Origin of the sequence: Kitasatospora sp. NPDC051853 (genome assembly GCF_044452665.1) — a bacterium.
Lineage (GTDB): Bacteria > Actinomycetota > Actinomycetes > Streptomycetales > Streptomycetaceae > Kitasatospora.
This window is the reverse complement of sequence record NZ_JBITBY010000014.1, coordinates 60,187-82,536: the sequence shown is the minus strand read 5'-3', so window position 1 is coordinate 82,536 and position 22,350 is coordinate 60,187. Positions and strand designations below refer to the sequence as shown.

The following is a 22,350-nucleotide window of genomic DNA, read 5'->3' as shown; positions in this document are numbered from 1 at the left end:
TCAGTGGTCGCGCGGCGAGATCCGCCACGCCAGCAGCACGACCAGGAAGGAGGCGGCCGAGAAGCCGGTGCACCACCAGGCGGTGGCGGTCTCGCCCTTCATCCAGGCGTTGGTGGCCACCGTCAGGGCCCAGAGCTGGCCGATCACGACGGTGATCGCCAGCACCAGACGGGCGGTCAGGACGGCCGAGCGCTCCGGCTCCTGCTCGGTGCCCGCGCCGGGGCCGGGCCCGGTCCGGGTGACCCGGGGGTCGGCGTAGCCGCTGGTGGCCCGGATCTGCGGGTAGCGCTCCTCGACGGGGCGGTTCAGCCGGGGCTGTTCGCTGCCCGGGTGGAAGTCCTCGGGGTAGGTGCGGAAGTCCTCGGGGCGGGTCATGACGCCCCCTCGGCGTTGCAGCCGGCCCGTTCGGCCAGCACCGGGTTGTCCTCCCGCAGGCCGCGGCAGAGCCCGGCCCGTTCGGTCTCGCCGGAGCGCGCGGTGCCGATCGCCCAGACCGCGCCCTGTTCGTCCTCGACCACGATCACCCGGGGCAGCGGGCGGGGCGGCGGGCCGGCCGTCACCTCGCCGGTCCGGGCGCTGAACACCCCTTCGTGGCACGGGCAGTGGAGCTCGCCCTCGCTGCCGCGCTCCTTGCGCCAGAGCACCCCGCAGGCCAGGTGGGTGCAGACGGTGGAGTAGCCGACCACGGTGCCGTCCATCAGCCGGATGGCCATCGCCCGGTCGTGCTCGCCGGGGTAGTTGAAGGTCACAGCCTGGCCGCGGGGCAGGTTCTCGGCCACCTTGAGCGGGGGAGCGCTGCCGTCGCCGTGCCGGTGCAGCACCCCGGCGGAGACCACAGTGGAGCCGACCACCAGGCCGCCGGAGACGGTGGCCACGATCCGCAGGTAGTCCCGGCGGGTGGTCAGCGAGTCGGCGCTGATCCGGTCCACCAGGGCCGCGTGCTCCTCGGAGAGGTCGGCCGACTCCGGTGCCTGAGGGGTGGTCACAGCGCTCCGTTCCCGGGCGTGGCACGCCCGTTGACCTCGATCACGTCGAGTGCGGGGTAGCCACCGGGTACGGCGGCGCCGGGTGCGGCGTCCCGGCGTTCGGCGGGCACCACCATGGCGACGCCGGTGGAGACGGTGACGTCGCCGAAGGCGAAGAGGGTGGAGACGTCCACGTTCGGCCGCTCGGCCTGGAGCTCCTCGATGGTGCCGTAGAACAGTGCCCCGGTCGGGCAGACCGTCGCGCACATCGGGGCCAGGCCGTAACTGGTGCGGTCGTAGCAGAGGTTGCACTTCATCTGGAGCTTGGCCTCGAGGTCGATCTTCGGCACCCCGAACGGGCAGGCGTTGACGCAGTTCGCGCACCCGATGCACCGGGTCGGGTCGGCCTCCTGGACCACCCCGTCGGCGGTGATCAGGATGGCGTCCGCCGGGCAGACCTCGGCGCACGGGGCGACCGGGTCCTCGCAGTGCATGCAGACCGTGGGCAGCGAGGCCGCCGAGTGGCCCTCGTCGGGGTAGTCGAGGTGGATCATCGACTTGCCCCGGTGCGAGTCGCACTCCCGGCAGGCCGAGACGCAGGCCTGGCAGCCGATGCACCGGCCCGGGTCGATGAAGATGGTGCGTCCCAGCACGGGATCAGCTCCTCTCCGCGGTGCCGCGGCCCTGCGGCGAGGTGGGTGGCAGTGGGTCGGTCCGTGAGGCCTGGGCCTCGGGGTACGCCTCCCGCCCCGGCGGGGTGGGCGGCGCGGGCACCTCGTCCAGGTCGGCGGCCCGTTCGATCCGGACGGCGCAGACCTTGTACTCGGGGATCTTGGAGCGCGGGTCGAGGGCGTCGACGGTCAGCGCGTTGGCCGCCACCGGGGAGGGCCAGTGGTACGGCACGAAGACGTGGTCGGCCCGGATCGCCTCGGTGACCAGGGCCGGCAGCACCGACTCGCCGCGCCGGGTGACCACCCGGACCGGATCGCCGGTGCGGAAGCCGTGCGAGGGGTGCACCTCGACCCAGGGGCGCGGGGTCTGCTCCACCAGGGCGCCCAGGCGCCGGGTCTGGTTGCCCGACAGGAAGTGCGCCACCGTGCGGCCGGTGGTCAGCGTCATCGGGAAGTCCTCGTCGTACGGGTCGGCCGGCGGGTGCCACTCGACCGTCTGGAGGTGCACCTTGCCGTCGGCGTGGTACGTCCTCCCGCCCTCGAACAGCCGGGGGGTGCCCGGGTGGTCGGTGTCCGGGCAGGGCCAGACGATGCCGCCGGTCTCCTCCAGCCGCTCGTAGGTGATGCCGTAGTAGTCGATCACCGTGCCCCGGGAGGCGAGCCGCAGCTCGTCGAACACCTCCCGGGAGCCGGCGAAGTCGAACTTGTCGCCGACCCCGAGCCGCCGGGCCAGCTCGCACATCACCCAGGTGTCGGTGCGCACCCCGGCCGGCGGCTCCTGGGCCTTGTTGTGCTTGACCACCCGGGCCTCGGCGTTGGCCATCACACCCTCGTCCTCGGCCCAGGTGGTGACCGGGAAGACCACGTGGGCGTTCTGCGCCGTCTCGGAGAGGAAGAAGTCGAACTGGGCGTGGAACTCCAGGGCGTCGTAACCCTCCTTCACCACCGCGTAGTTGGGCAGTGAGACGAAGGGGTTGTTGCAGATGCCGATCAGGCCGCGGATCTCCTGCCGCCGCATCTGCCAGACCATCTCCATCATCGAGGTGCCGGCCTGCGGCAGCTCGGACTCCTCGATGCCCCAGATCTCGCAGATCTGCCGCCGGTGCTCGGGGTCGTTGATGGAGCGCCCGCCCGGTAGCAGGTCGGACTTCTGGCCGTGCTCGCGGCCGCCCTGGCCGTTGCCCTGGCCGGTGATGGTGCCGTAGCCGGCGCCGGGCCTGCCGAGGTTGCCGGTGGCGGCGCACAGGTTGATGACGGTCAGGCAGTTCTCCACGCCCTGGGTGTGGTGCTCGATGCCGCGCGCGTGCCAGGCCATCGCCTTCCCGGCGGTGCCGAACATCCGTGCCACCTCGACGACTTGGTGCTCCGGGATGCCGCAGACCTCGGCCGCCCGGCTCGGTGGGTAGGCCTTGACGGTGGCCTTCAGCTCCTCCCAGCCGGTGCAGTGGGCGGCGATGAAGGCTTCGTCGGTCAGGCCGTCCTCGATCACCACGTTCAGCACCGCGTTGAAGAAGACCGCGTCGGTGCCGGAGCGCAGCGCCACGTGCACGTCGGCGGTGCGGGCCACCGCCGTCTCCCGCGGGTCCACCACGATCAGCTTGGCGCCGCGGTCCCGGGCGCCCCAGAGGTACTGGGTCATCACCGGGAAGCACTCGCCGACGTTGGAGCCGGCGATCAGCAGGCAGTCGGTGCGCAGGATGTCGGAGAACGGGTTGGCCGCCCGGTCGATGCCGAAGGCCAGCTTGTTGGCCCCGGCCGCGCTCACCATGCACAGCCGTCCGTTGTAGTCCACGTGCCGGGTCCTGAGCGCGACCCGGGCGAACTTGCCGACCAGGTACGTCTTCTCGGAGAACAGGCTGGCCCCGCCGAGCAGGCCGAAGGCGTCCGCCCCGTGCTCGGCCTGGATCCGGCGGATCTCGCTCACCGTGTGGTCCAGCGCCTTCTCCCAGCTCACCTGCTGGAAGGGCTCGTCCCGGCTGCGGCGCATCAGCGGCGAGGCCAGCCGGTCCGGGTGGTTGACCTGCTGGTAGGCGTTGATGCCCTTGGGGCACAGGCGCATCCGGTTGATGTCGTGGTTGCGCGGCTCGACGCCGAACACCTTGCCGTGGCCGTCCACCCGCAGGTACATCCCGCACTGCACCCCGCAGAAGCAGCAGTGGGTGGGCACCAGGGTCTGCTCGGTCTGGTCGGCCCGCCAGCCGGCGGCGGGCAGGCCGCCCGCGTCCCGGAAGTTCCGGGTGCCGCGCGGGGCGACGGTCGGGTCCACACGCTCGCTCAACGGTCGAAGCCCTTCTTCACCTGGGAGAGGTAGGCGCCGCCGCGCAGCACCCGCTTGCAGCGAGGGCAGTACTCCGCCCACTGGTCGAAGCCGAGCTTCAGGTCCTGCATGGTGGAGCGCAGGTTGGCCACGTACTCGGGGGTGTCGATCGGTTCGCCGCAGTTCTTGCAGGCGAACAGGTCGTCGGGAGCGGCCGGGTCCTTCTTCTTCGAGGTGTACTTGAACAGCTGCATGCCGACCGCCGCCGGGCGCTGCACGATGTGGAAGAACTTGCCGAACGGCAGGTACACCAGGGTGAGCACCACCGAGGCCATGTGCAGCAGGGCGAGGAACTCGTAGCCGCCGCCGTGCAGGAACATCGCCGAGAAGGTCAGCAGCAGGCCGGTCACCGAGATGGTGATCAGCGCCAGCAGCGGGACGAAGTCGTAGCCGAAGCGCTGGCCGGTGGTGGCCCCGCGGTCGCGCATCCGGCGCCAGAGGAAGTAGCCGGCCCCGGCGATCACCAGCACGGCCGCCAGGTCCAGGCCGTGGTACATCGACCAGCCGAGGAAGGAGTCCGAGGCGAAGCCGAGCACCTTGAAGCCCCAGATCCGCATCTCGTAGCCGGGGCCGGTCGCGCTGGAGGCGGTGAAGGTGAACCAGCCCCAGGTCAGCGGGAAGGTGATCGCGGCGGCCAACAGGCAGCCCCAGAAGATGAGTTGGTGCGCCACCCAGCGGGCGTGCGAGCGGGCGCCGAGGAACTTCTGGAAGCCCAGGTAGGTGACGATCATCTTCGGCAGCGCGGTGGGGGCCCGGCGCAGGTTCTGCCAGGAGAGCGCGGAGCGCCAGCCCTGCTTGAAGAGCCTGCGGGCGGCCGGGGCGGAGACCCAGACCACGTAGCGGTGGACCACCCCGAAGGTGAGGAAGACCGTCGCGACCGCGTACGGCACCAGGGCCGAGTCGAAGTCCCTGAGACCGCGGCTGCCGAGCACGATGGCCACCAACAGGAGCAGCGTCGCCCCCGTGGCCGCCAAGGACGCCCGCACCGCCACCGACCGACCTCGTGCCACCCGTCCGCTCCTTCGCTCGACCTGTTCCGCAAGCTACTGACGGTCCGTCGGATCCGCGCGCGGGGTGAGCCGCCGGAGTGAGGGAGCGGGAGTGAGGAAGCGGGGCCCTTCGACGGCGGAGCCGGGCAGCACCGAGCCCCCGACGGTTCGGCCGCCGGGGGCTCGGTGTCCGGGGTCAGACCATCCGGTGCCGTCCGGCCGCCTGCACCTCCCGCCGGTGGCCCGCCCAGCCGGCCACCGCCAGCAGGGTGACGGCCCAGACCGCGCAGAACACCGCCAGGGCGATCGCGTTGCCTCCCATCTGCACGGCGATCAGGACCAGCCCGACCGAGAGCGACAGCAGCACCGCGACCGTGGACGTCTGCACCTCCTCCAGCAGGTGCCAGTACCCGCGCGGCCCGCCCACCGGCCGCGGCTTCGCGTACCGCTCCGGGCCGAACTCCGCCTGCGGTTCCATCCCGCTCACCTCCCAGTACCGGGGACCCCTCCAGGCTCCCCCCGGGCCGTCCGATCGGCCAGCCACGGCGGTGCGGGGCCGGGTCAGACCACCTGGGCCGGGTAGACCGGGAGGGCGGTGTCCGGGGCGTCCAGGCAGACGCCGCTGCGCAGGTCGAAGGTCTGCTTGTACATGGGGGAGGCCACCGTGGGCACCCCGTCCACGCTGCCGGTGATGCCGTCGGCGATCACGTCGGCGTGCGAGAACGGGTCGCGGTTGCCGACGGCGTGCACCTCGCCGCCGGGCGTCCGGAAGACGGCGGCCTGCTCGCCCCGCGGGAGCAGGGCGGCCACCCCGCAGCCCGGTTCGAGCTCCTCGTAGGCGCAGACGGTGACCCACGTGCCGTCGGGGGCTTGGACCTGGACCTGGCCGGTGCGGTTCATCACTGCTCCTGGAGGGCTCGGGCGGTCGGGGCGGGGGCGGTCGGGGTGGGGGCGGTCGGGGAGTCGAGGAAGCGGACGGGGTCGGCGGGGGCGTTGACGAAGGGGGCGAAGGCGCGGAGCTTGGCCGGGTCGGCCAGCACCGCCGCCCACTCGTCCTGGTAGGCGGCCACGTGGCGCTCGGCCTGGGCCTGGAGTTCCGCGGCCAGCCCGAGCGAGTCGTCCACCACGACCGCGCGGACGTGGTCGAGGCCCAGCCGCTCCAGCCAGGCGGCGGTGCGCTCCAGCCGCTCGCCGGTGCGGGCGTAGTACATCAGGAAGCGGTCGGTGAGCCGGAGCAGCTCCTCGGTGGAGAGGTCGGCGGCCAGCAGGTCGGCGTGGCGCGGGGTGGTGCCGCCGTTGCCGCCGACGTAGAGGTTCCAGCCCTTGGCGGTGGCGATCACGCCGATGTCCTTGCCCCGGGCCTCCGCGCACTCGCGCAGGCAGCCGGAGACCCCGCCCTTGACCTTGTGCGGGGTGCGCAGGCCCCGGTAGCGCAGCTCCAGGTCGATCGCCAGCTGCACCGAGTCGCCCTGGCCGAAGCGGCACCAGCGGCTGCCCACGCAGGACTTCACGGTGCGCAGCGACTTGCCGTAGGCGTGGCCGGACTCGAAGCCGGCGTCCACCAACCGCCGCCAGATCGCCGGGAGTTGCTCGCGCCGGGCGCCGAACAGGTCGATCCGCTGGCCGCCGGTGACCTTGGTGTGGAGCCCGAAGTCCCGGGCCACCTCGCCGATCACGATCAGCTGTTCGGCGGTCAGTTCGCCGCCGGGGATGCGCGGCACCACCGAGTAGGTGCCGTCCTTCTGGAGGTTGGCCAGGTAGCGGTCGTTGGAGTCCTGGAGGCCGCGCTGCCCCGGGTCGAGCACGTGGCGCAGCCCGAGTTCGGGGCCGAGGGTGGCCAGGATCGAGCCGACCACCGGCTTGCAGACCGCGCAGCCGTCCCCGTCGCCGTTGCCGTGCGCGGCCAGCACCTCCGCGAAGGAGGTCAACCGCCCTTCCACGACTGCCTGGTAGAGCTCGGCGCGGGAGAGCGTGAAGTGCTCGCACAGGCCCGGTCGGCGTTGCACGCCGAAGCCGTCCAGCAGGGACTGCAGGGGCCCGGTGCAACCGCCGCAGCCGGTACCGGCCCCGGTGCAGGCCTTCAGGTCGGAGAGCTCGGTGACGCCCTCGGCCACGGCGGCCCGGACGGCGCCCTTGGTGACGTTGTGACAGCTGCACACCACCGCCTCGTCCGGCAGCAGCTCGGCCCCGGGCGGCGCCCCGTCCCCGGCGGCCGGGAGCAGGAACGACTCGGGGGCGGCGGGCAGTTCGGTGCCGGTGTGCGGGCGCAGCAGTCTGTACGCGGTGGCGTCGCCGACCAGGATGCCGCCGAGCAGCCGGCCGTCGGCGCCGAGCACCAGCTTCTTGTAGACCCCGGAGCCGGAGTCGGAGAACTGCACCTCGACGGCGCGGCCGCCGGCCGCGAACGGGTCGCCGAAGCTGGCCACGTCGGCGCCGAGCAGCTTGAGCTCGGTGTCGGTGTCGGCGCCGGCGAAGAACGGCTCGCCGTCGCCGTGCAGCTGCCCGGCCACCACCTCGGCCATCCGGTAGCCGGGGGCCACCAGGCCGTAGACCCGGCCGTCGCAGGCCTGGGCGCACTCGCCGACGGCGTAGACCGCCGGGTCGGTGGTGCGGCAGTGGCGGTCCACCGCGACGCCGCCGCGGTCGCCGCAGAGCAGCCCGGCCTCCCGGGCCAGCCGGTCCCGGGGGCGGACGCCCGCGGAGAAGACCACCAGGTCGGCGTCGACCAGCTGACCGTCGCTCAGCCGCAGCCCGGTGACGGCGCCGTCGGCGTCCAGTTCGACCCGTTGGGCCCCGACGCCGGTGTGCACGCCGATGCCCATCCCCTCGACCGCCCCGCGCAGGGCGGCCCCGCCGCCCTCGTCCAGCTGGAGCGGCATCAGCCGGGGGGCGGACTCGACCACGCCGGTGCGCAGCCCCAGGCTGCGCAGCGCACCGGCCGCCTCCAGCCCGAGCAGGCCGCCGCCGACCACCACGCCGCTGCGGGCACCGGCCGCCGCGTGGGCGGTGATCGCGTCCACGTCCTCCAGGGTGCGGTACGCGAAGCAGCCCGGGGCGTCCGCGCCGGGCACCGGCGGAACGAACGGGTAGGAGCCGGTGGCCAGCACCAGGGCGTCGTAGCCGACGGTGCGGCCGCCCTCGGTGGTGACGGTCCGTCGGGCGGTGTCCAGCGCGGCGGCCGGGTCGCCGAGGTGCAGCTCGATGCCGTGCTCGGCGAAGAACTCCGGCCCGGCCAGGGTGAGTTCGTCGGGGGAGGTGCCGGTGAAACGGGCCGAGAGGTGCACCCGGTCGTAGGCGGGGCGGCTTTCCTCGGCCAGCACCACGGCCCGCCAGTCCCGCTCGAAGGCCCCGCGCCTGGCCAGGGCGGCCAGCAGACGCTGGCCCACCATGCCGTGTCCGACGAGGACCAGGGTCTTGGGCGTCATGGTGCGTGCTCCTCCTGCGCGGGTGCTCCTGTCTCCGACCGTAGTTCCGGGGCGGCGGGCGGCCCACGAGTAAAGGGCCCGAGCAGAAAGGACTTTGGGCCCGGGTGACACCGGGCGGAGCGGAGCAGGGCGGGGGACCTTCGGCCCCGGAGCCGGTGGCCTCGGCCCGGTCCGCCGGCCGGGGGCGGCCGCCTAGCGTGGGAGGCGCAAGGAGGAGTCCCATGACCGTCTTCGCCCAGACCCGTGAACCGGGCCCGCTGCCCGCCGCCGGCCGCAGCGGGCCGCCGCTGGTGCTGGCGGTGCACGGCAGCGCCGCCCCGGCGGCGGTGCGCACCGTGGCCCGGCTGTGCTCCCGGCTGGGGCCCTGGCGGGGCGCCACCCGCTGGTGGGTCACCTGGACGTGCAGACGCCCTCGCTGGCCGAGCTGCTGACGCGGTTGGAGGGCGCGGAGGACGGGGCCGTGGTGGTGCCGCTGCTGCTCGGCGACGGCTACCACCGCGCGGTGGACGTCCCCGGCGTGGTGGCCGCCGCCCCCGGGGTGCGGGCCGTGGTCACGCCCGGCCTGAGCGGCGCCGCCGCCACGGTCGGGCTGGCACTGCACAGGCGGCTCCGGGAGGCCGAGGAGCGGGCCGCCGACCGGGCCGACGCCGTGGTGATGGCCGCCGCCGGCTCCACCCGGCCGGGCGGCAACGACGGCGCGCTGGCGGCCGCCGCCCAGCTGGAGCTGCTGCTCGGCGGCGGCGTCCCGGTGCGCACCGCCTACTGCTCCGCCGCCCGGCCCACCGTCCCGCACGCCGTCGCGGAGCTCCGGGCCGAGGGGTACCGCCGGGTCGCGGTCGCCGCCCACCTGCTCGCCCCGGGCCGCTTCACCGCCGCCCTCCCCGCCGCCGGTGCCTGGGCCGTCACGGCCCCGCTCGCCGACCACCCGCTGATCGCCCGTGCGGTGCTGCGCCGCTACGCCCTCGGCCAGCGCGAGCTGACCGTGGCCGGAAAGTGGTCACCCCGGGGGCGCGGGGAACTGCGCGAATCGGAAGGCGGCTCACCGGCAACTGAACCGCCGTCAGCCAGTTGCACGTGCTGCCGTTCCCCCGCGCGCAGTTCCTCGCGCCCCCGGGGTGACCACGTACGTTCCTCGCGCCCCCGGGGTGACCACGTACGTTCCTAGCGCCCCGGGGTGACCACGTACGTTCCTCGTGCCCCCGGGGGGACCGCTTCCGTCCGTAAAACGTTTGGACCCGAAGGGCCGCCCGGTGAGAATGGCGCCATGACTACGCCGCAGGGTCCGGTCGAGGTACCGGAGTTCGTCCGTGAGTACGCCGCCGGCCGCCCGGTGCGGGCCGTCTGGGAGAACGAGCTCGGTGGTCTGACCTTCCAGGTCGGCGACGGCGAGCGCACGTTCGTGAAGTGGAATCCCGCCGGGAACGGCATCGACCTGTCCGCCGAGGCGGCCCGGCTGGCCTGGGCCGGGACGTACGCGACGGTGCCCCGGGTGCTGGAGCGGGGTTCGGACCACGGTGGCAGCTGGTTGGTCACCGCGGGCCTGCCCGGGGACTCGGCGGTGGACGAGCGGTGGGAGCGCGAGCCGGAGCGGGCGGTGCGCGCGCTCGGCGCCGGGTTGCGGGCGCTGCACGACGCACTGCCGGTGGCGGACTGCCCGTTCGACTGGTCGGCGCCCACCCGGATCGCCTCGGTGCGGGCCCGGGCTGCCGCCGGGCGGCTCGAACCGGCCGACTGGCCCGAGGAGTTGGCGTACGTCGGCACCGTGGAGCGGGCGCTGGAACTGCTGGCCGACCCGCCGCCGGTGGACCGGTTGGTGGTCTGTCACGGTGACGCCTGCGCGCCCAACACCCTGATCGGCGAGGACGGGACCGCCGCCGGCCACGTGGACCTGGGCGACCTCGGAGTGGCCGACCGCTGGGCCGACCTGGCGATCGTCACCTGGAGCCTGGAGTGGAACTACGGGCCCGGCTGGGAGGGACTCCTGCTGGAGGCCTACGGTGTGGCGCCCGATCCGGAGCGCACCGCCTACTACCGGCTGCTCTGGGAGCTCTGCGACTGAGGCCGGGCCCCGCCCCCGAGGGCAGGGCCCGGCAGGGGTCAGCCGGTGACGCTGGGCAGACCGGTCTCCAGGTGGCCGGTGAAGCGCTGGGACCAGGAGGAGTCCGAGCTGACGGTGACCGTGAAGTCGTACCAACCGTTCTGGTAGGCGACGGCGTTGAAGTAGTCGCTGGTGTTGCCGCCGGGCTGGACGGTGTAGGTCCACGGGCCGTCGGTGCGGTAGTTGTTCGGGGTGACGGTGAAGGTCACGGCCGAGCTGCCCGCGTTGGCCAGGCGGAACCAGAGGGCGGGCTTGCCGGTGTCCGGCGCGTCGGCGTACGAGGCGGTGACGGTGACGCTCTTGCCCGCCTTGGTGGCGTCGCCCTTGAAGCGGCGCAGGAAGCGGTTCGGGCCGGTGACGCTGAGGTCGTACGGGCCGTTGCCGAAGTTGGTGCCGCAGTTGAAGAAGTCGCTGGTGGAGCCGCCCGGGTCCACCGTGTACTGCCACGGGCCGCCGCTGCGGTAGGCGTTGGCGTAGGCCGCGAAGTGGGTGGCGCTGGTGGCGACGGCGCCCTCGTTGGCCATCTTGATCCAGACCTTCATCACCCCGCCGGAGCCGAACTCCAGGTGGTCCAGGTTGGCGTTGGGCTGGTACGGCAGGGCGCGGGCCGGCCGGGTGCCGGGCTCCTGGAGCGGGAGCGCGTTGTTGGCGGGGGAGGGGTTGGGCAGCGGGCCGCAGGTCGACTGGCCGATCACGAAGGAGGTGTCGGGCAGCGCGGGCATCCCGTAGACCGGGTGGGCGAAGTCGAACATGCCGGTCAGGTCGCCGGTCACCTTGCGCCGCCAGGCGGAGATGTTCGGGCAGACCGCGGGCTTGCCGAGGGCGGCCGTCCAGCGCTCCAGGAAGCGCAGCACCGAGGTGTGGTCGAAGACCTCCGAGGAGACCCAACCACCGCGGCTCCAGGGCGAGATGGCGATCATCGGGACCCGGAAGCCGAGGCCGATCGGCTGGCCGTTGTAGAACTCCCCGGGCGTCCCGGCCACCGGCACCGGCGGCGGCACGTGGTCGAAGAAGCCGTCGTTCTCGTCGTAGTTGAGGAACATGATGCTGGAGTTGAAGACCGCCGGGTCGGCGTTGAGCGCGTCCATCACCAGGTGCACGAAGTGCGCGCCGTCGTTCGGCGGCGCGTAGGGGTGCTCGGAGGAGGCCTCGTCGGCGACCACCCAGACCACCTGCGGCAGCGTCCCGTTCAGCACGTCGGCCCGGATCGCCGCGGCGATGTCGTCCGGGGTCTTGCCGGTCACCTTCGGGACGGAGCCCATACCCTTGACCTTGAGCGGGCTGCCGGCCGGGGCGTCGGTGAACTGCTTGAAGTAGGCCAGCGCGTTGTCGCCGTAGTTGTCGGCGGCGTTCTGGTACAGCTTCCAGCTGACCCCGGCGTTCTCCAGCGCCTCGGCGTAGGTCTGCCAGCGCAGGCCGGACTCGTCGCCGCCGTTGTAGGCCGGGCCGCCCGCCTTGCCCTCCGGGTCGATCTGGCCGCTCCAGTGGAAGGTGCGGTTGGGGCCGGTGGCGCTCAGCGTGGAGCAGAAGTAGGCGTCGCCGACGGTCCAGTTGTCGGCCAGCGCGAAGTGGAACGGGATGTCCTTGCGGTTGAGGTAACCGAGCGCGCGGACACTGGACTTGGCGGCGACCCAGTTGTCCATCTTCCCGGTGTTCCAGGCGCTGTGCTGGTCGTTCCAGGAGTGCGCGAGGTCGCCGTTGCACTGGGCGAGGCGCTCCGGGGTCTGGCCGCCGGCCGGGCTGGTGGCGCTGAACAGCCAGGGGTACTGGCGGCCCAGGCCGTTCGGCTGGTTGAAGACGCTGTGCCCGCCGGGTATCTGGATCGCGGCCCGGTCGCCGAAGCCCCGGACGCCCCGCAGGGTGCCGAAGTAGTGGTCGAAGCTCCGGTTCTCCTGCATCAGGATCACGATGTGCTTGGCGTCGGTCAGCGTGCCGGTGGCGTCCAGCCCGAACTGCTCCGCCGCCTCCGCCGCCCCGCCGCCGACCGTGGCCGACCCCGCGACGGCCGCCCCGGCCGCCGCGGTCGCCGACAGTGCCATGAACTTCCTACGACTCAGCTCGGACATCCCGCAGCCCGTCCCTTCGCTCCACAGAAGCCGCTGATGGTGGCCGGGTTGGCTGCACACGTTGTGTGCACGCCATCGGCCGAGCGGAATCTTTGCGCAGGTCGCGGACGGGGTCCATGACTTTCCATCAAGGCTTGTTGGACTGTTCAACGCCCGGTCGCCGGGCGAAGGCGAGATGAACGCGAGGCGGGCGAGCCGCTCAGACCCCGCCCCCGCAGCCCGCACCTCCGCAGCCGAAGCCGCTCACACCCTCGCCCGGCACCCGGTGTCCGCCGGGCCCCGGCGGGCTCCCGGGCAGGCTGGGCAGCCACCGGTGGCGCTGCCAGGGGAAGAGCGTGACGGCGGCCCACCAGGCCTCGAAGGACACCCGGTCGTCGGCAGTGGAGCAGTCCGCCTCGGTGACCGCGCAGGCCGGGCCGTACCAGTCGATCACCTGGGTCCGGCCGGTGCGCAACTCCAGCAGTGCGTGCTCCAGTTCACGCGCCGTCAGCGGCGCGGCGGCGGGGTCCGCCTCCGGTGGCGGCTCGGCGTCCGACCGGTACACCCGGACCGGCCCGATGCCGGCCGGGGCCAGCAGACCCCAGAGCGGACGCTCCGCCACGGCCCGGAACCGCTCCGCCCGGGCCGCCCGGAGGGCCCGCTCCCGGCGGTCGTGGTGCTCCGCCAGCCGGGCCGCGATCTCCTCCCGGACCGGCCGGTACGCCTCCTCGGCCCCGGTGGCCCCGGCCGGGCCCCGGCCCAGCAGCCGGCCCGGTCGGCCGCGGGCGCCCGGCGGCCGGGCCGCCGCCACCGCAGCCCGGTAGCGGTCGGCGGCCCCGGCCCACCGCGCCAGCTCCTCCCGGGTACCGGTCACCACCGTCGCCCCGGGGGCGCGGCTCTCCTCCGCCCCGGCCTCGCGCACCGGGTGGCAGCCGTCCTCCGGGCCGCCGATCTCGATCAGGATCTGCTCGGACACGTCCCCCACCCTTTCCGTCCCGCGGGCACCGGGACCGGTGTCACCGGGACCGATGCCCGCGGCAGGGGGCGGCCATCCGGCCCGAAGCGGGATCGTGACGCGCCCGGCCCGGCGCCGGACCGCTCAGTCCTTGACGGTGATCCCCAGCGCCTGGGCGAACTGCGGCGCCAGTTCGAAGAGCTGCGCGGAGCCGAGGACGGCCCCGCGCAGTCCGTGCGGGCCGTCGGTGAGGCCGAGCGAGCGGGCGCCGCGGAAGTCGGCCTGCTTGAGCACGGCACCGGCCAGGCGGACCTCCTCCAGGGTGGAGCCGGGGAAGGAGACGTCGGTCAGCTTGGCCTCGCCGAAGTCCACGTCCCGCAGCAGGCAGTCCTCGAAGACCACGTCCCGCAGCGCCGCGCCGCGCAGGTTGACCGCCTCCAGCTTGCACTGGCGGAACACCACCCGGCGCACCGCCGAGCCGTAGGCGGTCAGCCCGGCCAGCACGGTGGAGACCAGGCCCGCGTCCTGCCACTCGCTCTCCACGCAGTCCACCGCGACCCAGCGGCTGCCGTGCACCCAGACCTCGTTGAACCGGGCCTGCCGCAGCCGCGCCCCCGACAGCTCGGTGCCGGTGAACGCGCACTCCAGGAAGGTGGCCCCGCCGGCCGAGACCGTCTCCAGGGGGCCCTCGAACCGCACGGTGTCGTAGCGGTCGCCGCGCAGCGGGCCGGTGTGCGGGGCGAGCAGGTGCGCGTACGGCAGGTCGTCGAGCTGGTCGGGGACGGACTGCACGGCGGGGCCTCCTGGGCTGGCGGGGGCCGGTGCGGCGTTACCGGGCGAAGGCCGGGTTGCCGGTCCACCAGTTGCCGGGGGCCTCGGGGTCGCGGCTGCTCCAGTACTCCACCACGGCCTGGACGAACTCCTCACGGGAGAGCGTACCGTTGCCGTCCCGGTCGAGCCGGGAGAAGGCCAGGTCGGAGGTCTCCCGGTCGAGGGCCGGGAAGTGCCCGCGCTGGAAGGCGTGGAACTCGTCCGGGTCGATCACCCCGTTCCCGTCGGTGTCCGCGACCGAGAGGAACACCTCGGCCAGCGCGCCGACGGTGGCCCGGGCGGCGGCCGGGTCCTCGGCCAGCCCCAGGGTGCCGGCGATGAACTCCTCCCGGCCGATCTCCTCGCTGCCCTCCGGCAGGCGGGGCAGGTGGAGCTCGCGCCAGACGTGCAGGTAGGCCTCGACGATCCGGTGCTCCTCGGGCGAGCCCGCCGGGTGGCCGAGCGAGCGGGCGCTGTCCCGGCCCATCAGCACGTGGTCGGCCTCGGTGAGCCGGCCGTCGCCGTCCCGGTCCAGGTGGTCGAAGCCGTAGGCGATCTTGTCGCGGAGCAGATCGCCGGTGGTGGGGTGCGAGGTCATGCGGTTCCTCCGGTGGGGTTCTCGTGGGACGCCAGGGCCAGGCCCAGGGCGACGGTGGCGGCGCAGACCAACCCGGTTGCCAGGGTGGCGTGTTCGCCCAGGAAGGTGCAGCCGAGCACGGCCACCGAGGCGGCCGGCAGCAGGGCCTGGCCGATGCCGGTCTTCACGTGCCGTGAGTGCAGGGCCCAGACGGTGAGCAGGAAGAGCGCGGTGGGCACGGTCACGGCCGCGGCCGCCGGGACGGCGGTGATGTGCGCCTTGTGGGTGCTGTACTCGATCGCCACCTCCAGGCCGGCGCCGATCGCGGCGGCGGAGCCGAGCACCAGGTAGTGGCCGTAGCCCCACAGGAAGGAGGCGCGGTTGGAGGTGAGGATGTGGTGCACCGGGCGGGCGAAGTAGATCCACCAGGCGGCGAAGCAGATCAGGATGCCGCCGGCCGCCACCGGGACCAGCTCGTCCAGCGCCTCGTGCTCGTCGATGGCGGCCTGCATCGCGATGGTGGCGGCGGCCACCGTCTCGCCCAGCACGATGATGGTGAACAGGCCGTACCGCTCGGCGATGTGGTGCGGGTGCCAGGCGGACTGGGTGTGCAGCTCGGCCACCACCGGGACGGCCAGCTCGGCCAGGATGCCCAGTGGCAGCACCCAGCCCAGCTTGTCCTCCGGCACCAACAGCACCAGGACCCAGCCGAGTTGGCAGATGGTGATGCCGATCGCGTAGCGCAGCGCCATGGTCCTGGCCCCGCCGGTCTCGGCGGCCGCGGCGCGCAGCCACTGGGTCACCATGGCCAGGCGCATCACCACGTAGCCGGTCACCGCCAGGGTCAGGTCCCGGCTGTCGAACATCCGTGGCACCCCGGCCGCCAGGATCAGCACGCCGGTGATCTGCACCAGCGTCAGCAGCCGGTACGGCACGTCGTCCACGTCGTACGCGGAGGCGAACCAGGAGAAGTTCATCCAGGCCCACCAGATGGCGAAGAAGGCCAGCGCGTAGCCGAACAGGCCTTCGCCCAGGTGTCCTTCGGCCAGGTCGTGCGCCAGCTGCTTCCCGGCCTGGGCGACCGCCACCACGAAGCAGAGGTCGAAGAAGAGTTCCAGCGGCGTGGCGACCCGGTGGCTCTCGTCCTTGCTGCGCGCGGTCATCCGCCGGAACGCGGCGGGTTGGGAGGGGAGGTCTCTGCTCATGGGGCCACCTGGCGGCTCGGAGTGGTGCGGGTCGCAGTGATCCTGACAGCCCGTCACTCCCGGCGCACGCATCCCGGCGGCACGCGGTATATCCGACTTACCTCTTCTGTCCTGCTGTCAGCGCCAGTTGACGGTGGAGTGCGCGAACCGGGTGAACGGACCGCCGGAACCCGGGCGCGCCCCGCCACCGGGGCCGGGTGCACCCCGTTCGGCCGGATAGATTCCTCCGCAGTGGCAAGGACGACGCGGGCGGACTTCGGGCAACGCGGAAGGTCAAGGCCGGTGGCGGAACACGGGGGCGGGCACGCCGGGCCCCCGTGCCGCCGGCCTCGTGATCACCGCGCTGCCCGGCAGTGCGGCCGCACGTCGTGGTGCCGCCGCACCGCCATGCCCGGCTCCGGCCGGGCCGGGCCGGGGCGGTGTGCGGCGGCCGGACGGGCTACTTCTCCCAGCCCACCTTGGTGATGTCGGTGCTCGCCAGGCTGCTGGCTCCGAAGTTGGCCAGGCCCTTGCGGACCGCCACGATGCTCGGGCGCTGGTAGAGCTCCAGGGTGTGGGCCAGTTCCCAGATCTTGGCGTCGGCCTGGTTGTAGAGCTTGTCGGCCTCGGCCCGGTCCAGCGTCCCGGCGGCGGTGCGCAGCAGGGTGTCGATCTCCGGGGTGGCGAGCTTGGAGTAGTTGCCGAACACGTTGTCGCCCTGCGGGGCGCGGTAGTTGGCGACGCCGGAGGAGAGCGGGAAGGAGCCGGTGTTGCGCCAGCTGGCCAGGTCGAACTTGCCCTGGTTGACGTACTTGGCGAAGTACTCCTTGCTGGGCACCTTGTCCAGGGTGAGCTTCACGCCGACCTGCTGGAGCATCGACTGCACGGCGGTGGCCATGTCGGTCTGGGCCTGGGTGGAGCCGTCGCTGAGCACGTAGTGCAGGTCCAGCGCGACGCCGTCCTTGGTGCGCGGCTGCCCGGCCGCCGGCTCCTTCCAGCCCGCCTGCTCCAGCAGTTCCTTGGCCTTGGCCGGGTCGGACTTGGCCCAGTCGCCGGAGTTGTCCTGGTAGCCGCTCTGGTTGGTCATGTAGAGGTGGTTGCCGAGCGGCTTGAACTCCACCGGCACGCCCTGGTTCACGATCTTGATCAGCGCGGCGCGGTCCAGCGCCTTGGTGAGCGCCTGGCGCACCGTCCGGTCGGCCAGCGGGCCGTTGCCGCCGAAGGAGATGTGCACCTCGTCCCACGGGGTGCCGGTGCGGATGACGCCGTCCTTGGCGTCCTTCAGCTGGCCGTAGGCGGTGGCGGTGCCGGCCGAGGCGTAGTCCACCTCGTTGTTGAGGAAGGCCTGGGTGATCGCGGAACTGGCCAGCACCCGGTAGGTGATCTTGTCCAGCTTGGGCTTCGGGCCCCACCACTCCGGGTTGGGCACCAGGGTGATGGTCTGCGCGGTCTTGTCCAGGTTGCCGATCTTGAACGGGCCGCTCCAGACCGGGACCTTCTCGACCCAGCCGTCGTTGAACGCCTCCGGGGTGGAGATCCCGGAGGCCGGCAGCAGCGGGCTGAAGAGGTTCTGCCAGTCCGCGTACGGCTTGTCGAAGGTGACCTTCACCTCCTGGGCGTCCGCGCCCTGCTCCACGTCGGAGATCTGCTCGTAGCCGGAGGAGTCGGCGATGTTGTACGCCGGGTCCTTGCCGTTCGAGGCCTTCCAGACCGCCTTGAAGTCCTCGGCGCTCAGCTGCTTGCCGTCCGACCACTTGGCCTTCGGGTTGAGCTTGTACGTCACCACCTGCGGCGACTTGGAGGTCACCTCGGCCGAGACCAGGTACTCCGGCACCGGCTTGAAGACGCCCTTGGCGTCGGTGCGGAACAGCTGCGCCTGGGTGTAGGTCATGATCTCGACCGCGTCGCCGTAGCGGCCGTCCACCTGGTACGGGTTCCACTGGGTGATCCACTGCTGGAGCGGCGGGCGGAACTCGCCGCCGTCCTTGATCTTCTCCAGCGGCTGGGGGTTGTTGTCCTCGGCGTCCTGGGTCGGCACCACGTTCTTCGCCACGTCACCGCCGGAACCGGCCGAGCTGCACCCCGTGACGGCGAGCGCCACGGCGGCGGCGAGCACGGCGAAGCGGCGGAGGCTGGTGCTGGTGATGGAGTCCATAGGGGTTCCCCCGGAGAAGAGATTTTTTGGGTGCCGCCAGGTGTGGCGGAGGTTGAACGTGGGCAGCCAAGTCGGTGTTCGGCCAGCAGAACGTAACAGCGGATCAGTGCTCTTACCAGGGGGTCTCGTTCACACCTGATCAGAACGACACGTGGCGCAATGCGGCGGCAACGTGCGCTTCGTACTGCGCTGGAACACTGATCCAACCCACCCCAGAACAAAGGTAGTTCGTCATGTCGTCCAGGGGACCGAGACCCGGCTCCGGCGGTGCGCGGTGATCCGTTACGTGGCCAAGCGCCTCGGCTACCACGCCGTGCTGCTGGTCGTCGCCGTCTTCCTCGCGTACGCGCTCTCCAGCGCCGCACTCGGCCCCCGGGCCTACTTCGAGGCCAAGCAGCCACGCCCGTCCGCCGCCTCGGTGGACCGCCAGCTGACCGAGCTGAACATCAACGACCGCACCCCCGTGGTGGAACGTTTCGGCACCTGGGCCGAGGGCCTGGTGCTCCACGGCGACCTCGGCCGCACCATCCACGACACCTCGGTGAACGAGGACTTCGGCCGGCGGATCTGGGTCTCGCTGCGGCTGCTGCTGGTCGGCAGCCTGCTCGGCATGGTGCTCGGCGTCGCGGTCGGCGTCTGGGGCGCGGTGCGCCAGTACCGCTTCTCCGACCGGGCGTTGACCCTCACCTCCTTCGTGCTGCTCTCCACCCCGGTCTTCCTGCTGGCCCTGCTGCTGAAGAACGGCGCCATCGCCGCCAAGGACGCGGCCGGCCACGAGGTGATCCCGTTCACCGGCTACGAGACCCCCGGCCTGACCGGCGGGATCGGCGCCCACCTGGCCGACTGGGGCCTGCACCTGCTGCTGCCCACCCTCTCGCTGGCCCTCGGCGGCCTGGCCGTCTACAGCCGCTACCAGCGCGCCACCATGCTGGACGTGCTCGGCTCCGACTACCTGCGCACCGCCGAGGCCAAGGGCCTGACCAGGCGTCAGGCCCTGCTCAAGCACGGGCTGCGGACCGCGATCATCCCGATGACCACGATGTTCGCCTACAGCTTTCTGGGCATCTTCACCGGCGCCGCCTTCACCGAGACCATCTTCGGCTGGCACGGCATGGGGGAGTGGTTCATCCAGGCGATCAACGAGCAGGACATCAACTCGGTGGTCGCGGTCAACCTGTTCGCCGCGGTGGTGGTGCTGGCCTCCGGCTTCCTGGCCGACCTGCTCACCGCCGCCCTCGACCCCCGGGTCAGGTCCTGATGACTGCCGTGCTCCCGCTCACCCCGGCCGAACCGGCCGCCCCCGCGGGCCGCTCCCGCCTGGTGCTGCGCCGCCTGCTGGCCGCCCGGGGCGTCGTGACCGGCGCCGTCACGGTGCTGCTGCTCTTCCTGCTGGCCTTCCTCGGCCCGCACCTGACGCCCTGGGACTACGCCACCCCGGACTACACCGCGCTGCGCCAACCCCCCTCCGGCCAGCACTGGTTCGGCACCAACGGCCTCGGCCAGGACGTCTTCGCGCAGACCGTCCGGGGCCTGCAGAAGTCCCTGGTCATCGGGCTGCTGGTGGCGGTCTTCTCCACCGCGCTGGCCGGGCTGGTCGGCGCCTGCGCCGGGTACTTCGGCGGCTGGACCGACCGCTGCCTGACCTTCCTGGTCGACCTGATGCTGGTCTTCCCCAGCTTCCTGATCATCACCATCATCTCGCCCCGGCTGAAGGGCTCCGGCTGGATCGCCTTCGTCGTCCTGCTGGCCGTCTTCAACTGGATGATCACCGCCCGGGTGGTCCGCTCGATGACCCGCTCGCTGCGCGAGCGCGAGTTCGTCCGGGCCGCCCGCTTCATGGGCGTGCACCCCCTGCGGATCATCCTGCGCCACGTCCTGCCGAACGTCGCCTCCTTCCTGATCACCGACGCCACCATCACGGTGGGCGGCGCCGTGATGAGCGAGGCCGCCCTCTCCTACTTCGGCTTCGGCGTCCGCGCCCCCGACGTCTCGCTCGGCACCCTGCTCGCCGCCGGCACCGACCAGGCCCCGGTCTTCCCCTGGCTGTTCTACTTCGCCGCCGCCCTCCTGGTCCTCTTCGTCCTCGCCGTCAACCTGATCGGCGACGGCCTGCGCGACGCCCTCGACCCCACCTCCCGGAGTTCGTCTTGACCACCCCTCTGCTCGAAGTCTCCGAGCTGGCCGTCGACTTCGGGTCCCAGCCGGCCGTGCGCGGGGTGGACCTGACGCTGCGTCGCGGGGAGACCCTCGGGATCGTCGGCGAGTCCGGCTCCGGCAAGTCCGTCACCGCGCTGGCCGTGCTCGGCCTGCTGCCGGGCGCCGCGAAGGTGAAGGGCTCGGTGCGGCTGGAAGGCCGGGAGCTGGTCGGCCTGCCGAGCCGCGAACTCGCGGGCCTGCGCGGCAACAAGGTGGCGATGGTCTTCCAGGACCCGCTCTCCGCCTTCACCCCCGTCTACCGGATCGGCGACCAGATCGTCGAGGCCATCCGGGTCCACCGCAAACTGGACCGCGCCGCCGCCCGCGACCGGGCCGCCGAACTCCTCGACCTGGTCGGCATCCCCGACCCGCGCCGCGCCCTGGACTCCTTCCCGCACGAGTTCTCCGGCGGCATGCGCCAGCGCGCGATGATCGCCATGGCCATCGCCAACGACCCGGACATCCTGCTCGCCGACGAGCCCACCACCGCCCTGGACGTCACCATCCAGGCCCAGGTGCTGGAGGTGCTGCGCACCGCCCAGCGGGAGACCGGCGCCGCCCTGGTACTGGTCAGCCACGACCTCGGCGTGATCGCCGGAATGGCCGACCGGGTCGCCGTGATGTACGCGGGCCGGGTGGTGGAGACCGCCCCGGTGGACGAGCTCTTCGCCCACCCCCGCCACCCGTACACCCTCGGCCTGATCGGCGCGGTGCCCCGGCTGGACGGCGCCCGCGGCGCCCTGGTGCCGATCCCCGGCCAACCGCCCGCGCCCGGCGGCCTCGTCGGTGGCTGCCCCTTCGCCGACCGCTGCCCGCTGGTGGAGGACCGCTGCCGCACCGAGGAGCCCGCGCTCACCGGCGACGGCGACCACCTCGCGGCCTGCCTGCGCGCCGACTTCCTGGCCGCGACCCGCCCGGCCCCGCAGGAGGTCTACCCCGTCCCGCCGCTGCCCGAGCCCGACCTGACGCCCCGTGAGGAGCGCGAGCCGGTGCTCACCGTCACCGGCCTGGCCAAGACCTTCCCGGTGCTCAAGGGCACCGTCTTCAAGCGCCGGGTCGGCTCGGTGCACGCGGTGGACGGCGTCGAGCTGGACCTGCGGCGCGGCGAGACCCTCGGCCTGGTGGGGGAGTCCGGCTCCGGCAAGTCCACCACCCTGTTCGAACTGCTCGGCCTGACCGCCCCCGAGGCCGGCCGGATCGAGCTGCTCGGCCACGACACCGCCACCCTCAGCAAGGCGGACGCCCACCGCCTGCGCGGCGAGGTGCAGATCGTCTTCCAGGACCCGATGGCCAGCCTGGACCCGCGCCAGCCGGTCGGCGACATCATCGCCGAACCGCTGCTGGCCCAGCGCGCCCCGCGCGAGCTGATCGACCGCCGGATCCCCGAACTGCTCCGCCAGGTCGGCCTGGACCCGGCCCACGCCACCCGCTACCCGCACCAGTTCTCCGGCGGCCAGCGCCAGCGGATCTCGATCGCCCGGGCGCTGGCCGTCTCGCCGAAGCTGCTCGTCCTCGACGAGCCGGTCTCCGCCCTCGACGTCTCCGTCCAGGCCGGCGTGCTCAACCTGCTCCAGCAGCTCAAGGCCGAACTCGGCCTGGCCTACCTCTTCGTCTCGCACGACCTCTCGGTGATCCGCCACCTCTGCGACCGGGTCAGCGTGATGTACCTCGGCCGCACCGTCGAACAGGGCCCGGTCGCCGAGGTCCTCGACCACCCCCGCCACCCCTACACCCGGGCCCTGCGCTCCGCCGTCCCGCTCCCCGACCCGGCCGCCGAACGCGCCCGCACCCGCACCCTGCTCCCCGGCGACCCGCCCTCCCCGACCGAGCGCCACACCGGCTGCGCCTTCCGCACCCGCTGCCCGCTCTACGCCGAACTCCCGCCGGAGAAGCGGCCCCTGTGCGAACAGACGGCCCCGCCGCTCACCGACGGAGTCGCCTGCCACCACGCCTGACCGGGCAC

Annotated in this window: 20 protein-coding genes; 6 read left to right on the top strand and 14 right to left on the bottom strand. The window is 72.9% G+C overall.

Features of this window, described 5'->3' with window-relative positions:
* The 8 genes from ACIA8O_RS33195 to nirB form a co-directional block, all read right to left on the bottom strand.
* Complete coding sequence (locus ACIA8O_RS33195; RefSeq protein WP_396297735.1) at positions 1-375, bottom strand: DUF6755 family protein; 375 nt, start codon at positions 373-375, stop codon at positions 1-3.
* On the bottom strand, positions 372-986 hold the full coding sequence (locus ACIA8O_RS33190; RefSeq protein ID WP_396297734.1) for a ubiquinol-cytochrome c reductase iron-sulfur subunit: 615 nt from the start codon (positions 984-986) through the stop codon (positions 372-374). Before ACIA8O_RS33190 ends, ACIA8O_RS33195 begins: the two co-directional genes overlap by 4 nt.
* A complete protein-coding gene (locus ACIA8O_RS33185) occupies positions 983-1,618 on the bottom strand; it encodes a 4Fe-4S dicluster domain-containing protein (RefSeq protein ID WP_396297733.1) in 636 nt (211 codons plus the stop codon). Before ACIA8O_RS33185 ends, ACIA8O_RS33190 begins: the two co-directional genes overlap by 4 nt.
* A 4-nt stretch (positions 1,619-1,622) precedes the next feature.
* Positions 1,623-3,914, bottom strand: a complete 2,292-nt coding sequence (locus ACIA8O_RS33180) for a molybdopterin oxidoreductase family protein (RefSeq protein WP_396297732.1) — start codon at positions 3,912-3,914, stop codon at positions 1,623-1,625.
* The gene (locus tag ACIA8O_RS33175) at positions 3,911-4,963 is read right to left on the bottom strand and encodes an MFS transporter (RefSeq protein ID WP_396297731.1); all 1,053 of its coding nucleotides are present in this window, start codon (positions 4,961-4,963) and stop codon (positions 3,911-3,913) included. Before ACIA8O_RS33175 ends, ACIA8O_RS33180 begins: the two co-directional genes overlap by 4 nt.
* Positions 4,964-5,138: 175 nt before the next feature.
* Positions 5,139-5,420 (bottom strand): hypothetical protein, encoded by a 282-nt coding sequence (locus ACIA8O_RS33170; protein WP_396297730.1) that lies wholly within the window; start codon positions 5,418-5,420, stop codon positions 5,139-5,141.
* Positions 5,421-5,503: 83 nt separating this feature from the next.
* On the bottom strand, positions 5,504-5,842 hold the full coding sequence (gene nirD / locus ACIA8O_RS33165; protein WP_396297729.1) for a nitrite reductase small subunit NirD: 339 nt from the start codon (positions 5,840-5,842) through the stop codon (positions 5,504-5,506).
* A complete protein-coding gene (nirB, locus tag ACIA8O_RS33160; protein WP_396297728.1) occupies positions 5,842-8,367 on the bottom strand; it encodes a nitrite reductase large subunit NirB in 2,526 nt (841 codons plus the stop codon). The genes nirD and nirB overlap by 1 nt, the downstream gene beginning before the upstream one ends.
* Before the next feature lie 221 nt (positions 8,368-8,588).
* Here nirB and ACIA8O_RS33155 point away from each other — a divergent pair, with 221 nt between their 5' ends.
* The 3 genes from ACIA8O_RS33155 to ACIA8O_RS33145 all read left to right on the top strand — a co-directional run bounded on the left by ACIA8O_RS33155 (position 8,589) and on the right by ACIA8O_RS33145 (position 10,426).
* Positions 8,589-8,798 carry a hypothetical protein gene (locus tag ACIA8O_RS33155; RefSeq protein WP_396297727.1) on the top strand — a complete coding sequence of 70 codons (210 nt, stop codon included), beginning with the start codon at positions 8,589-8,591 and terminating at the stop codon, positions 8,796-8,798.
* A complete protein-coding gene (locus ACIA8O_RS33150; RefSeq protein WP_396297726.1) occupies positions 8,753-9,532 on the top strand; it encodes a sirohydrochlorin chelatase in 780 nt (259 codons plus the stop codon). The genes ACIA8O_RS33155 and ACIA8O_RS33150 overlap by 46 nt, the downstream gene beginning before the upstream one ends.
* A gap of 99 nt (positions 9,533-9,631) precedes the next feature.
* Positions 9,632-10,426: an aminoglycoside 3'-phosphotransferase gene (locus ACIA8O_RS33145; protein ID WP_396297725.1), complete on the top strand. Its 795-nt coding sequence runs from the start codon at positions 9,632-9,634 to the stop codon at positions 10,424-10,426.
* Between the two features lie 38 nt (positions 10,427-10,464).
* Here the strand turns inward: ACIA8O_RS33145 and ACIA8O_RS33140 are convergent, their stop codons facing one another.
* From ACIA8O_RS33140 to ACIA8O_RS33115, 6 genes are all read right to left on the bottom strand, one after another.
* On the bottom strand, positions 10,465-12,531 hold the full coding sequence (locus ACIA8O_RS33140; protein ID WP_396297724.1) for a phosphocholine-specific phospholipase C: 2,067 nt from the start codon (positions 12,529-12,531) through the stop codon (positions 10,465-10,467).
* A 199-nt stretch (positions 12,532-12,730) separates the two neighbouring features.
* A complete protein-coding gene (locus tag ACIA8O_RS33135) occupies positions 12,731-13,486 on the bottom strand; it encodes a hypothetical protein (RefSeq protein WP_396297723.1) in 756 nt (251 codons plus the stop codon).
* A 123-nt stretch (positions 13,487-13,609) separates the two neighbouring features.
* Positions 13,610-14,257, bottom strand: a complete 648-nt coding sequence (locus tag ACIA8O_RS33130; protein ID WP_396297722.1) for a pentapeptide repeat-containing protein — start codon at positions 14,255-14,257, stop codon at positions 13,610-13,612.
* 37 nt (positions 14,258-14,294) lie between these two features.
* Positions 14,295-14,873 carry an EF-hand domain-containing protein gene (locus tag ACIA8O_RS33125; RefSeq protein ID WP_396297721.1) on the bottom strand — a complete coding sequence of 193 codons (579 nt, stop codon included), beginning with the start codon at positions 14,871-14,873 and terminating at the stop codon, positions 14,295-14,297.
* Positions 14,870-16,057 carry a low temperature requirement protein A gene (locus ACIA8O_RS33120; protein WP_396297720.1) on the bottom strand — a complete coding sequence of 396 codons (1,188 nt, stop codon included), beginning with the start codon at positions 16,055-16,057 and terminating at the stop codon, positions 14,870-14,872. Before ACIA8O_RS33120 ends, ACIA8O_RS33125 begins: the two co-directional genes overlap by 4 nt.
* 439 nt (positions 16,058-16,496) lie before the next feature.
* The gene (locus ACIA8O_RS33115) at positions 16,497-18,191 is read right to left on the bottom strand and encodes an ABC transporter family substrate-binding protein (RefSeq protein WP_396297719.1); all 1,695 of its coding nucleotides are present in this window, start codon (positions 18,189-18,191) and stop codon (positions 16,497-16,499) included.
* Positions 18,192-18,465: 274 nt separating this feature from the next.
* Between ACIA8O_RS33115 and ACIA8O_RS33110 the strand changes: the two genes are divergently transcribed.
* From ACIA8O_RS33110 to ACIA8O_RS33100, 3 genes are read left to right on the top strand one after another with little or no spacing between them, the layout of a single operon-like run.
* Positions 18,466-19,449 (top strand): ABC transporter permease, encoded by a 984-nt coding sequence (locus ACIA8O_RS33110; RefSeq protein ID WP_396297718.1) that lies wholly within the window; start codon positions 18,466-18,468, stop codon positions 19,447-19,449.
* Positions 19,449-20,342 carry an ABC transporter permease gene (locus tag ACIA8O_RS33105; protein ID WP_396297717.1) on the top strand — a complete coding sequence of 298 codons (894 nt, stop codon included), beginning with the start codon at positions 19,449-19,451 and terminating at the stop codon, positions 20,340-20,342. The genes ACIA8O_RS33110 and ACIA8O_RS33105 overlap by 1 nt, the downstream gene beginning before the upstream one ends.
* Entirely contained in the window at positions 20,339-22,342 is a 2,004-nt protein-coding gene (locus ACIA8O_RS33100) for a dipeptide ABC transporter ATP-binding protein (RefSeq protein WP_396297716.1), read from the top strand. Before ACIA8O_RS33105 ends, ACIA8O_RS33100 begins: the two co-directional genes overlap by 4 nt.
* Positions 22,343-22,350: the final 8 nt, after the last annotated feature.